This window comes from Methanomassiliicoccales archaeon, assembly GCA_013415865.1.
GTDB lineage: Archaea > Thermoplasmatota > Thermoplasmata > Methanomassiliicoccales > UBA472 > MVRC01.
This window is the reverse complement of record CP058896.1, coordinates 43238-55591: the sequence shown is the minus strand read 5'-3', so window position 1 is coordinate 55591 and position 12354 is coordinate 43238. Positions and strand designations below refer to the sequence as shown.

At 48.8% G+C, this 12354-nt stretch carries 13 protein-coding genes; 3 read left to right on the top strand and 10 right to left on the bottom strand.

The genetic code is table 11. The annotated features are described in order from the left end of the window. Positions 1-17 precede the first annotated feature (17 nt). The 4 genes from HPY73_00260 to HPY73_00245 form a co-directional block, all read right to left on the bottom strand. Positions 18-1787: an ABC transporter substrate-binding protein gene (locus tag HPY73_00260; protein ID QLH74038.1), complete on the bottom strand. Its 1770-nt coding sequence runs from the start codon at positions 1785-1787 to the stop codon at positions 18-20. Between the two features lie 126 nt (positions 1788-1913). After that, positions 1914-2375, bottom strand: a complete 462-nt coding sequence (locus HPY73_00255) for a PKD domain-containing protein (protein QLH74037.1) — start codon at positions 2373-2375, stop codon at positions 1914-1916. A 422-nt stretch (positions 2376-2797) separates the two neighbouring features. After that, a complete protein-coding gene (locus HPY73_00250; GenBank protein QLH74036.1) occupies positions 2798-3460 on the bottom strand; it encodes a DUF115 domain-containing protein in 663 nt (220 codons plus the stop codon). Positions 3461-3467: 7 nt separating this feature from the next. Next, the gene (locus tag HPY73_00245) at positions 3468-4625 is read right to left on the bottom strand and encodes a DUF373 family protein (GenBank protein ID QLH74035.1); all 1158 of its coding nucleotides are present in this window, start codon (positions 4623-4625) and stop codon (positions 3468-3470) included. A 182-nt stretch (positions 4626-4807) separates the two neighbouring features. Between HPY73_00245 and HPY73_00240 the strand changes: the two genes are divergently transcribed. Together HPY73_00240 and HPY73_00235 are read left to right on the top strand one after the other, a co-directional pair. After that, positions 4808-5725: a hypothetical protein gene (locus HPY73_00240; GenBank protein ID QLH74034.1), complete on the top strand. Its 918-nt coding sequence runs from the start codon at positions 4808-4810 to the stop codon at positions 5723-5725. A 9-nt stretch (positions 5726-5734) separates the two neighbouring features. Beyond that, positions 5735-6370: an MBL fold metallo-hydrolase gene (locus HPY73_00235; GenBank protein ID QLH74033.1), complete on the top strand. Its 636-nt coding sequence runs from the start codon at positions 5735-5737 to the stop codon at positions 6368-6370. Positions 6371-6378: 8 nt separating this feature from the next. Here the strand turns inward: HPY73_00235 and HPY73_00230 are convergent, their stop codons facing one another. Genes HPY73_00230 through HPY73_00210 form a run of 5 tightly spaced genes read right to left on the bottom strand, consistent with a single transcriptional unit; the run spans position 6379 to position 8275 of the window. Further along, a complete protein-coding gene (locus tag HPY73_00230) occupies positions 6379-7038 on the bottom strand; it encodes a translation initiation factor IF-6 (GenBank protein QLH74032.1) in 660 nt (219 codons plus the stop codon). A gap of 16 nt (positions 7039-7054) precedes the next feature. Continuing rightward, on the bottom strand, positions 7055-7333 hold the full coding sequence (locus HPY73_00225) for a 50S ribosomal protein L31e (protein ID QLH74031.1): 279 nt from the start codon (positions 7331-7333) through the stop codon (positions 7055-7057). Between the two features lie 5 nt (positions 7334-7338). After that, a complete protein-coding gene (locus tag HPY73_00220; GenBank protein QLH74030.1) occupies positions 7339-7494 on the bottom strand; it encodes a 50S ribosomal protein L39e in 156 nt (51 codons plus the stop codon). A 5-nt stretch (positions 7495-7499) separates the two neighbouring features. Further along, on the bottom strand, positions 7500-7829 hold the full coding sequence (locus HPY73_00215; GenBank protein QLH74029.1) for a DNA-binding protein: 330 nt from the start codon (positions 7827-7829) through the stop codon (positions 7500-7502). Positions 7830-7846: 17 nt separating this feature from the next. Next, positions 7847-8275, bottom strand: a complete 429-nt coding sequence (locus HPY73_00210) for a 30S ribosomal protein S19e (GenBank protein ID QLH75580.1) — start codon at positions 8273-8275, stop codon at positions 7847-7849. Between the two features lie 166 nt (positions 8276-8441). Here HPY73_00210 and HPY73_00205 point away from each other — a divergent pair, with 166 nt between their 5' ends. Continuing rightward, complete coding sequence (locus HPY73_00205) at positions 8442-8987, top strand: UbiX family flavin prenyltransferase (GenBank protein QLH74028.1); 546 nt, start codon at positions 8442-8444, stop codon at positions 8985-8987. 52 nt (positions 8988-9039) lie between these two features. Here HPY73_00205 and HPY73_00200 read toward each other — a convergent pair whose 3' ends face one another. Next, positions 9040-12270: an MMPL family transporter gene (locus HPY73_00200; protein ID QLH74027.1), complete on the bottom strand. Its 3231-nt coding sequence runs from the start codon at positions 12268-12270 to the stop codon at positions 9040-9042. Positions 12271-12354 lie beyond the last annotated feature (84 nt).

The following is a 12354-nucleotide window of genomic DNA, read 5'->3' as shown; positions in this document are numbered from 1 at the left end:
ATAATAAATTAAAAGGTTTATACATTTTTGTCGTATGTGTAGAACACCAAGCCTGAATACATGGGGTTGAAGAAGTACCCAGATACCCAATCACGCTCAATGTGCCAGTTTGTTGGTTGGGCTAGCCATAGGTATAATGCTTGATCATAGCAGGCCCTGGTTATATCCTTATAGAGCTGTGCACGTAAGGTCGCATTGAGTTCCATTGCGGCCTCCATCACCATGTTGGTCAGAGTATTGTTGCTAAATCCGAGCGGACCGCCATAAGTTCCATTCTGGTGAAGGAATGGTTGTACAAAGTCGTCAGGATCCGCATAGTCAACAGCCCAACCTAGCATGAACATCGATAGCTTTCCTGCATAAAGATTGCTCAGATAGGTCGGCCAGGCCAACTGAGTTACGGTAACATGGATGTTAGAGTTTATGGACTCCAAACCCGCCTTTAGTATTTCGGCTGCGCCCTGCCTGACGGTATTGCCCGAATTGTAGAACACTGTTATGGTGAAACCATCATCATACCAACTGTTCCCCGTGTTCGGATTTATGGCACTCTTAAGATACTGTTTCGCCAAATTCAGGTCGAAAGTAAATGTTGGCGTAGTATTATCATAATATGCCATACCTTCTGGAATCGGACCGTTTGCAATTTTACCGGTGCCCAGCATCTGACTCTGCAAATACAAGGTATAATTAAACGCATGAACGAAGGCTTTTCTCACATTGACGTCTGCAAAGAAATTTGCCGGAATGTTACCAATATCTAAATCTGAACTCTTGATATCCTGGTTCATTCCCAAGAAGTCGATAGAGAATGTGCCATATCCTGAAACTACCCTTGTATTTGGCAGCCCTGTTGCACTCTGAATGTACTTTCTTGGAACATAAATGCAATCAGCATCGCCGTTCTGGAGGTGCAATAGTCTGGCGTTGAAGTCCGCTACCTGCTTTATGATGACCACATTGAGTTTTGCAGGAGGTCTCCAATAGTTATCATTCCTCTCAAGGACAATCTTGTCACCAGAGTTCCATACGACCAATTTGAAAGGACCGGTCCCACAGGTGTGATATTTCACATACTCATTCTGTTCGTTTACCTTGACTCCTCCATGCTCCTCGACAAATTTCTTTGAAATCACCGAACCCACTGTGAAAGCCAATACATATATGAAAGCTGGGTATGGTTTCACAAGATGGAACACGACAGTCGAAGAGTCTGGGCATGTGACCGAGTTTGCAATTTCTGTTGCATTTAGCTCAATACCATAGTCAAAATTATTGACCATTACCTGACCCAGCATCCATGCAGGACCATTTGGATCGTTAATAGTCAATACTCTTTCAATCGAATACTCGACGTCCTCTGATGTCATAATCTCCCCATTGTGGAACATAACACCTTCTCTCAAGTGGAAAGTGTAAGTTAACCCATCTGGGGATATCCCTCCATTTTCGACTGTTGGAACCTCGGTTGCCAACATTGGTCTAAGTACTGATGCACTTTCATTATCATACCAGATCAAAGTTTCATAGACGTTTTGAAGTATCTCTCCTCCTGCTGTTTCATAGTCTACAGCCGGATCTAGTGTATCTGGATCTCCTATTGTCTCTTCGACAAATGTTTTTGTCTTCCCAGCACTTCCACCCTCTTCTCTCACAATTATCGTTATAAGATATTTTTGGGAAGCTCCCTCAGTGCTTGTTATTGTCACCGCTGCAACATACATCACGTTTTTCCCAGTATATGTGTGTTCAACTGCCCCAGCTACTGACAAATTCCCAATTACCATAGGCGAGCCATCTCCAAAGTCCCAGGAAAAGCTCTCGATTAATGAGACGTCTGGGTCTTGTCCATATTTATATCCAAGAGACGCAGATGCATCGAAACTAACTGTTGTTCCAGAAGCGATCTGAGTTCAACTTACCGCGACGACAACATATGGTTTCGTTGTATCATCTGGTATGGATGGGGGGTCTGGATTGTTCACTGTTATTGATATTGGGGATTTAAGATTGTCAGCACTTTTACCATCATTTGATGCTTTAACAACCACCAGGTATTTTCCAGGATACTGATAAACATGCGATATGAGGCCGTCGGTCGTATTCACTTCAATGCCGTCACCGAACCTCCAATTGAATTTGTTTGGATTGCCACTGGTTTTACTGGCATCAAAATAAATTCTCTCTCCAGCCGTAATCGTCGTTGCATCTGATGTGACGTCCAATTTTATATCTTTCTTATTATTGTTTAGTATGACAACAGCTCCTATCGCTGCAATTATCAAAATTGCAACAACGGCCATCACCATTATTTTATTTTTATTGCCCTTCTTCATTTGTTTATCGTCAGGCATTTTTATTCCCGTTCCTTCCATTCACTTTCCTCCTTACTCTCAAAATACTGAGTGAGAGATATTCAATAAAGGTGCTTGTTGCTATATATACGTTGCGAGAAATTTGAGAACAAAAATCTGATGGCCAGCAGGGAAAAAATCAGTAAAAGGCGATTTGATTGTTGTTCTTAAGTAATATTTATCAACAAAATTGAAAAATCTTGACATAATGACAAAAATTTTATTTTATTCTTGATAATAATCTATCTTAATATAAGATAACAGGATATTTTTTATAATTGCACATAATATATAAATATACAATTAATTATTTATATATTGTATATATATACTATATATAATAATATAATTCTGGATTATCCATTTTTATTATTTTTTTATTTTTGCCCGTGCATTTAGGGTCATTATATATTGTGCGAAGACCTTTCGCTGTCCAACTTGAACTAGACCATCCTTATGATCACGTCATCGGGATTTTCTTCAAATATCAGTCTTTTCGCCCATTGGAGCTTCTTCCTCTTAGTGTTCGGTTCTGACCCTTCTTTTAATGTTGGGGACTCGAAATCAAATCCAACGAGATCGATGGTTTTTGCCCCTAAATGCCGGGCCATCATTACAGCTCTGTCCCCATCAGTGAATCCCCCGAAGTTATGGAGCCTGCCAAATGGGGCCGATTGGGTCGTCAATAGTATCTTCCTAAACCTTTCAGCATATGTCTTGATCCGATCAATATTGTCCCCATGAGCATGGATGACCCCTATTGAGCCCTTCTCATTGGCCTTAATGTCTGCCTCAACAGGCCCATCAAGATCGGTCACAAATAGATCTGGTATAATTCCAAGCTCAAGCGATCTCGCAGTGGCGGGACCGGCCGAAACAATGATCCCCCTTAATTTCATTTTCTTTAGGGCATCTGATAGAGAAGGTGCGTCACCTAGCACACTTACGGTCGACCAATCCTTTATACAGATCTCCTCGATCGATATGATATTCTCATCAGGAACCAACGAATCGATAATTCTAGCCGCCTTCTCATCCTCTGCTCGGGAATACCCGAACTCGCTCAAGATCCTGAGATAATAAGGCTCCCATCTCTCAAAATCCATTTTGACCTCAGGCCTCGGGGTAGTCGATCGTCTCCACCTTGTTGCAGACGTCCTCTCCTTTTTTCTCAGCCACATTCCTCAAAGTGACGTTGAGAAGCCCTCCAAATCCAGCCAGAAGGAATCCTGCTATGAACTCTAAGAAGATCATCGTCTCACCCACATTGGGCTCCTTTAAAAAGAAGAATGTGGCATCTAAGGCACCTTGCACGATGAAACCTGTCGCGAGCACTGTGACCGCGGCGACCATATACTGCCAATAGACCTTCGATCTCGATAGATAGTAATTTATGAACCTGCCCGTTTCGAACGATAATGCTGAGAACGTCCATGGCCATAGGACCCCGTTCATGAACTTGGTCACCTGGACGACCGGATCGTCATCTGGGTCGGTCGTAGCATAATCATATCCAAAGAATATCCCCATAAAGAAGAATATTATGGCGAAGATAGCAAAAGGTATCATCTGGCTACCAGACCTTACAGCATTCGCGGTGCGGTATAACCAAGCCTTTGTCCTTTCCCCTACCTTATACGCATATCCCAGAAGATAGACCCCTAGAATCAGGCTCAACATGCCCCAGGTCATGTTCGCAAGGACGTTTATGTCCTCAGGATTCTCGCTGAGCTCGATGAAGCGCGGGATAAGGGCGAACGCACCTACCACTGACATTATAAGTGCGATAGGGGTCAGTATCCGCTTCCTTATCTTGTCGTCCTTCATCATTTTTACTAAAATATAATAAGTGCCCTCCACTGTCGGGGCCTGTTTAACCCAGACCCTCCTTACGGAGTCTACCTTGACCCGAGAGAAGACCATCGGATAGATATATTCGTCCTCGGCACCGTCAGAAACCAGTATCACCCTGTCCGGCTTTATCCTTTCCAGCACGGTCTCCAGCTGGGTGGCCAGCACCATGTCGGACTCATATCCTACCTTCGGGTCCCCGCAGATGGTGGCAATATGCGCGTCTATCCCCTTTTTTATCATCTCATCGTATATGCCAATGGCCGCCAAGCAAGTGTTGACGTCCGAGTCCTCCGCATCTTTGATCCCTAGCGCTAAGGCCGCCTCCACGTTCTCCTCTCTTCCGATGAAGGGGCTGTTGAGACCTGTCTTCGCCCCGAAGTCATCATCCCTGTCAACGCTTAGGACCAAAATCCTCAATCTAGATCACGTACCAGTTGTAACTGCATATGATTAATGCATGACATTGTTCTTTTAGGTTTTTGTTGGAGAATAAGTTTTGATAATGGGAGCGGTCTTCAACAACCTAGTTTATACATTTTCGATACCAGTTCAAACTCAAAAGAATTATTAGACAGAACTATGCTACAAGGTCGGAAAGGATGGAGAACAGATCGGGGTTCAAGGAGTGCTCTCGCTGTGGCCTAAGGAACAAACCCACGGCAAAGCAGTGTGATTTTTGCGGTCAAAAATTTGATCAGGTCGACGAGTGGGAGCTCCAGATAGATGCGCTAGAGAAGCTTAGCAAAGAGACAAGGCAGCTCGAGGTGACAGAGGATCTATCGAAGAAGATAGAGGCGACGATCGTCAAGAAAGAGCCGGTCGGACATCACGACACGTCCATCGAGAAGAATACAGATGTTGTATCGGAAAAGACCATAGAGAGCGTGGCCAAGGAAAGAGAAACGATCGAGCCGCCTGAGGTCAGGCCTGTGATCGATGAGGAAAAACCGAACACCACGGTGACGTTCACGGCGACCGAGCCGGCCCCAGAAGAGGTAGGTGGTGATGCTACTGTCGTCGAGCCTTCATCTGAGATTGTTACCAAGGAGTCCGTAGTTGCAGACGAGGCTTTGCCCATCATGGAGATAAAAAGCGAGCCGGCGCCCGAAAACATTCTGGAAAGTGGTAAAGATTCTCCCCCTCTGATGGCTGAAAGACCTGAAAAAAGAAAGACTTTCAAGGCGGACAGGCTCTTCAAATGGAGATTCGACCCTAAAAACCGCAAGAGTGTTCTATTTATGAGCATCTTATTAGCGGGCGTGGTCCTTTACATCACATCGATCATGATGTCCTCGACCTTAGGTATTTTAGGGGCCTGGAGCATCGTCGTGGTGTCTGGACTGATGGTCGTCACGGGCATATCCCAGCTCGCGATCGATTGGTCACCAGCACACCTTGAGGTCTCCTGCTTTGAAGAGATGATAGAGATATGCCCTGAATGCAACGAGAGGGTGTACAGAGAGGACGAAAGATGCCCCGCATGCGGTACGGAGTTCGAACCATCTGAGCAAAAGTGAGGTCTTCTGATGAGGATCATCTGGCACGGACATTCCTGCTTTTCGGTCAAAGATGGAGTTGTGGTCGTAACGGACCCTCACGATGGGAAATCGATCGGTATCAAGCAACCGGTCGTCAAAGCGGACATAGTGCTGGTCAGCCACGACCACTTTGATCACAATTGCATCAGGATAGTCAAGGGAGATTTTACGACCATCAAGGAGCCTGGTGAAAGGACAGAGAAAGGTATCAAAATCTTGGGCGTCCAAGCCTTCCACGACGCCGAGCAAGGAGGTAAGAGAGGCAAGGATGTCATCTTCAAATTCGAGGTCGACGGTGTGAGGTTCTGTCATTTCGGGGACCTTGGCCATCTCTTGAGCAAAGACCAGATCGAAAAGATAGGCGAAGTGGATGTTCTTTTCATTCCAGTCGGGGGAGTCTTCACGATCAATGCTGCAGAGGCCCATCGTCTAATCGACATGATACGACCAAAGATCGCGGTGCCGATGCATTACCGGGTCGGCGGCCTATCATTATCTATCCAAACGTTAGACGAGTTTGAAAGGATGGCCAGACCAGAGAAGGTCAACAAGGTCGGGAACGAGGTGGAGTTCCAGCCAGAAGACCTTCCGAAGAGCACGGAATATTGGATATTTTCTTTGTAAAGGGGGGGTCAATATAAGACCAGCGCGTCCTCGACCCTGCCAAGCTCTATCGGCGTTGACCTGAATCCTACCACGCCACCCTTTGAGTTGGCGATGATCGAAGCGCCCACCATCGGGGAACCGTAGTTGAGCGTCCCTATCGCTGATGGGACCTTAAGCACCGACCTTATCAGTTCGAGCTCTGACCTCTTTGTATCGGGGTGGCATAGGACACCTTTGTTGGTGGCAGAACAGACAGACCCGACGACCTTGTGCCCAGCGATGCTTGACGGCACCACTTCGACCTGCAAGGTCTCCTCTATCAGTTTCAAGGTCATCTCGTGAACATCAGGGTTGACGATTGCCCCGTTGTCGTTGACCAGGATGTTGTTACCGGCCGCATTCAGCCTGTCCTCTATTCTTGCAACATTCATTTTCCTGGACAGCATGTCGACCTCGGAATCCATTGCCATAGAGGTCACCACGGCCCCATAAGAATTCATCGCGATCAGTGAGCCGAGGAGATTGGTCCCGGCTATGGTAGACCGCTTGACCTCGACCCCGAGCGACTCCTCCACGTCGTCGATGAAGAACTTTTCGGCGTCGTTTGGTGCAAGTGCTAGAAGCTCGTTCGCCTTTGCATATACACCGACGAACTCGACGCCGTTATACGAAGACAGTTTTAACATTCCCTTGGCACCGATCTTACTGTTCTTCGGGCAAGGAGACCTCGACCAGGCCGTCCTCGAACCGTACCGCCCTGACCTTGATCACGGATGGGGGGGACTGCATGGACCTGGCCCAAAGCGCCTCGTTGACCTTTGTGTCTATCCAGACCTTTTCGGGTTCTGCCTTCATATGCCTGATGATGTATTCACGGATGACCTTGACCGCCTTGTTGGCCCTTTCGGTCCTTGGGACCGTCCTGACGCCCCGTAGGGGTATTGTATAAACGACCTGCTTCTCCTCAGCTGCATCTGCCATTTGTATCACTCCTTAAGCTTGCTGTGTCTCCAGCTCCGCCTGTGAGGGTGACGTACGAACGTGCGGTTGGTCCGCATCATGACCCATGCAGGTACCCTTCGGTTCTGATTCATCTTCTTCATGAGGCGTCTCTTCATAGCCGTCGGCTTATTGGTTGCCATAACAATCATTTCCTCTCGATGTTGATCTCCCTTTTTTGGGGCGCAACTCTCCTCAATATCTGCTTCAACGTAGGCTCGTCGATGGGCTTTGGGATCTGTCCTGCGGAGGCCAACCTTATCAATTGGTCCTCTACCATCCTTGCGACCTCAGGATAGCCGAGCTTCACCGTCGCCAACCTGTCCCTGGCCTCCGGGGTCAGCACCTGGCGCATTATAGCTTGGCGCTGGGCCTCGATCTGGCGCTCCTGTTCTTGCGCCGCGGCGGCCTGGGATTGCTGCTGCTGAAGCTCTTGCAACTTCTTACGTCGAAGCATCTCCAGCTCAGCATCTTCCATAGCAGATACCTCCAGGATCACTTATTGATCTCGTCGTAAACTTCCTTGGCAGTGCTGTCAAGCAGTGCCTGTCCCTTCGGGGTCACAACACGGCCGTTGTTCTTGTCCTTCGCTACCAGACCGCTGGACTCGAGCTGCATGAGGCATTTCCTCGCGATCGACCTCGAGCCTTTGACGGCCTTGTTGGGCTTCGAGCCCCTGTCAGCAAATCCGCCATACTCGGCTGCAAGCCTTGAAGTTCCTATGGGGCCCTTTATGTAGACCTTCCGAAGGACTGACGCCGCGCGGGTGTACCACCAGTCTGGCTGGACCGGTGCCTTTTCGGTGTGCCTCCCCGTCTTGACGAAGTCGGCCCATTCGGGAGGGGAAATGCCCTTTGTCTCCTTCAGCTTTCCCGCGAGCTTCATGATGACCTTCTCTGAGGGGACATCATAGATAGTAACCATTTCAATCAACCTCTACCAGCACTTCAATTTCTATATGAATAGATGATAATGCTGTCGCCCTCTAATATGGTACCCATATATAACAATTTCTTTAGTTCAGAACACATATGGCCATGCCTCTGAAGGGGAACAGGGTTCATATAGCCTGCGCGCCCTACACGAACGTGTGAGATTCGTAATCGCTATGACCGGGGCCTCCGGCGCCCCCTATGGCATAAGGTTGCTCCAATCCCTCAAGGGGGAGAAGATACTCGTAATGTCCGATACGGCCAAACGAATTGTCGAGATGGAGACTGATATGAGCGTCAATGACGTCGAGGCCTTGGCTGACCTGGTATTAGACGACCATGACATGTTCGCCCCGATAGCATCAGGCTCTTACAAGTACGATGGTATGGTCATCTGTCCTTGCTCGGAATCAAGCCTTGGGAAGATAGCGGTCGGTATCGCGGACACGCTGATCACCAGGGCAGCGTCGGTATGTTTGAAAGAGGGCAGGACCTTGATCCTCGTCCCAAGGGAGACCCCTATATCACAGACGATGATCGAGAACGAACTGAGGGTCAGCAGGGCAGGCGGGGTCATCCTTCCAGCATGCCCGGGATTCTACTCGCACCCGAGAACGGTCGACGAGATGCTGGATTTCGTGGTGGGTAAGATCTTGGACCGGTTAGGACAGGAGAATGACAAGTTCAAACGATGGGGCGAATGAGATGTACTGGAACGCTTAGTTCTAGCTCCTTACTTCCGATGCTGTGAGCGTCCTAGGTCCTTTTTAACCTCTTCGGCATCCACCAGTTCCATCTCCCGAGCAAGGACATGATCGCTGGGACCATGTAGATCCTCACAACAGTTGCATCGAGCAATATCGCGAACATCAATACGAACCCGAATTCCCGGAGCAACCATCCCTGGGAGAGCATCATCGTGCCGAAGGCCCCGGCCATGATGATGCCGCATGCCGTGATTATCCCTCCCGTCTGCTCGACCGAATGGATGATGGCATCGTTGTTGGGGAGGCCGCGATAGGTCTCTTCCCTAACCCTCGTGGAAAGGAGGATATCATAGTCCATTCCAAGGCCAAGGCAGACGACCAATAGGATGAGCGGGACAAGCCAGTTGATTGTCTGGCCGAATATTTGTTCAAAAATTATCATCGCACCAGCAAGGGTCCATGAGATGCTGACGAGTATGGTGAGTATCGATCTTATAGGGTTTATAACAGAGCCGAGCATCACAAGAAGAACGACATATATCAGGACGATCACGACCAGCACGATCGTCCTGAAATCCTCCTGCGTCGTATGCGCAACGTCGTACATCATGGCGGTCCCTCCCCCGACATATATGGCATCGAACCCGGTATCTGAACGGACGAGGCCGTCAACTACCTCCCTTATGTCCTTTATGCTCTCTATGGAGACCGGCGAGAATGGTTCCTCCTCAAGTATCACCGTCACCAGCACTGCCGTTGCATTGGCTCCGACCATTGTCCTCATGATCTGATCGTAGAGCATCGCCTCGATCGAACTGTTGCCCGATATTGACGAATAATCTATAGGTGCTCCGTATGGTCTCGTCGGTGAGGTCACGATATTGACGTTGTCCAATTCGCTTAAAGCAGCACATAAGGCCTCGATCCTGTCCATGTTGTCGAGGTCCCAGCCTCCGGTCGAATTGAAGATGGACGTGCTCAGCTCGACCCCTACCTCGGTGGGGGTGATCTTTCCCCCGCCGAAGCCGTCGGACATCTGCGCCAGTCCTGTCTTCGACTCTGTATCTGGCATTGTACCGATGAAATCATAGCTCGTCTCCAACGAGATGGACAGATACGATGCTGGGACCGAGACGAGGATGGAAACGGCCAAGATCGCCTTGGCATGTTTGATCGCGAACTTTGCGCTCCTCGTGAAGTATCCTTTCATCTTAGGTCCTCTTTGAGATATGATTATCGAGGGCCAGAACATCCTATCGCCCAACAACATCAATATTGATGGGAGGAGCGTGAGCGCCAATAATAGGGCACAGACTATGCCCACGGCCAAGAGCCCCATCGATCTCATCACATCCAGTGACCCTAACGAAAGAGCACCGAAACCTATGATGACCGTGAGGCCTGATATGGTGATCGCCTCGCCCGCCCATGTGACGGATGTCACCACCGCCTGTTCTTTGGTGGAACCCTTTCTCCTTTCCTCCCGATACCTGGAAAGGATAAAGATGCAATAATCACACCCCGCCCCGAGCATCGATGTCAAAAGAAGCGTCAAAAGGTAGTAGTTGATGTCGAGGAAGTAAGTACCGAGGAAATAGACCGTGGCATAAGCAACGCCGACGCCAAGCCCTATTATGACAGGAGGGACGGCAGAGGCAACGAAGGACCGGAAATACAGGCCTATCAATATGAGCACCAGCGCGATGGTGAATGGGTCTATCCTCTCGATGTCCTTTTTTACCGATTCCTCTATGTCCTGTCCAATCGCTCCCGTCCCGGTGACATAGATCTTGACCTCAGGACGACCTTCCAGGACCTCATCGATCATGCTCCTGATCTCCTTCACATCGTCAGAACCTGAGGTAAGTTCGCCGCCCGGCCCACGGAAGGACAGCAATATCAGCATGGTGTCGTTCTTAGGGACATTAATGAAACCTTGAACCATGGCCGGTACCAAAGGGATAGGGAAATTTGCAAGCGAACGGTTCTGGACGATCTTATCGGCCAATAAGGATAGTTTGAACATGGAAGGCCTGCGCCCTGCATCGGCCACCTCTTTGACCAACCACCTCTCCACACCTGTGACCTCGGACACGACCTCAGACACGATCTGACATAGGCGCTCATCGCTTTCCCAACCGGTCCAACCAAGTTGTTCAAACAATGTCTGGAACACCATCGCATCCTCAATTGAAATATGGGCAGATACTGAACTGACCGAGGACGATATGATGTTGCGATATTCGGTCTCGTTGACACCATCCAGATCAGAGGTCCAAGCTTGATAGAAAATAGAATAGTAGGTCATGGCCAATGAGGCGCGTTGCCCTGGCATATCCTCGAGCATCTTCGTCAGGTATCCTGAGAAGATCTCGTCGCAGAATGAGTTCCTTGTTTGAATATCCTCATGATCATCAAGGGAAAAGGAGGTAAAGACGGCGCTAATGAAAAGGCGATCATCCTCTGGTATCGATAGGAAGGTGGTCCCGTTGGTGAATGAAACGAAACCTGACATCAGGGAGGCCTCAAGCCGTGACGTTGAGGAGCTGTTGACCGCCGGGATGTGTGCAGTGGAGTTCCAGGATGAAGAGAAGTGCTCAAGATAGGACATCGTCAAGGCCCTCTCGACCTCATCGGCCCCCTTCGAGGTCAGATATGCCTCGGCCGACATTCTTGCCTGGAAATAGGTGACATTATCGATATCTTCCATAGCGGAGCCCGGAATGGTGAAGTTCACCTGATCCCAGATGTCTTTATACATTGAAGGAAGGCCGAAAAGCAAAGCCTGGACATCTACCGTTTGATTGTAGATCTCTCTAAAGTTCATCGGGATACCAAAGATGAGATATCTTGTCGAGTTCATCTCGTCGAAGACCTCATAATACGCATCGTTGGTCCCTATCAGATATCCAGCAGCGTATTGTGACACCATAGAGTAGACGCTTTGCACCGTGGCATTGTCCTTCAGCTCTCCTCCAAAGACTGGGGAACCTCTGATTATCTTGGCGGTGAGCTCATAGACTATCTGCCTTGTCTCTGCACTGAAAGCGTCAGGGGAGACCATGACCAAGATGATGGATCCAGAGCCCGATGAACTGGCGAAATTATCGTCTATCCACTTTTGTGCCTTGACCGATCCCAGTTCCAGATCCTCGGCGCCCGCCCTGTCGTCGTAGACAACTGCATCCCTAGCCAGCGGCGCGAATGGGATGGCAATGATGAGGAGCATTACCCACAACAGTATTATCTTCTTATGATGTCTGACTATGGTCTTGGCCAACCCCTCGAATAACGTACGAGCCCCTCCCCCTCAGGCAATGGCTTATTAAGGATTTCATACGGGGATATATCTAAGATTGCGTTA

Excerpts from the sequence above, each read along its gene's own strand:
- HPY73_00260 (QLH74038.1), bottom strand. The coding sequence starts at position 1,787 with ATGGTAATTGGGAATTTGTCAGTAGCTGGGGCAGTTGAACACACATAT.
- HPY73_00255 (QLH74037.1), bottom strand. The coding sequence starts at position 2,375 with ATGGAAGGAACGGGAATAAAAATGCCTGACGATAAACAAATGAAGAAG.
- HPY73_00250 (QLH74036.1), bottom strand. The coding sequence starts at position 3,460 with ATGGATTTTGAGAGATGGGAGCCTTATTATCTCAGGATCTTGAGCGAG.
- HPY73_00240 (QLH74034.1), top strand. The coding sequence starts at position 4,808 with ATGGAGAACAGATCGGGGTTCAAGGAGTGCTCTCGCTGTGGCCTAAGG.
- HPY73_00235 (QLH74033.1), top strand. The coding sequence starts at position 5,735 with ATGAGGATCATCTGGCACGGACATTCCTGCTTTTCGGTCAAAGATGGA.
- HPY73_00230 (QLH74032.1), bottom strand. The coding sequence starts at position 7,038 with ATGTTAAAACTGTCTTCGTATAACGGCGTCGAGTTCGTCGGTGTATAT.
- HPY73_00225 (QLH74031.1), bottom strand. The coding sequence starts at position 7,333 with ATGGCAGATGCAGCTGAGGAGAAGCAGGTCGTTTATACAATACCCCTA.
- HPY73_00220 (QLH74030.1), bottom strand. The coding sequence starts at position 7,494 with ATGGCAACCAATAAGCCGACGGCTATGAAGAGACGCCTCATGAAGAAG.
- HPY73_00215 (QLH74029.1), bottom strand. The coding sequence starts at position 7,829 with ATGGAAGATGCTGAGCTGGAGATGCTTCGACGTAAGAAGTTGCAAGAG.
- HPY73_00210 (QLH75580.1), bottom strand. The coding sequence starts at position 8,275 with ATGGTTACTATCTATGATGTCCCCTCAGAGAAGGTCATCATGAAGCTC.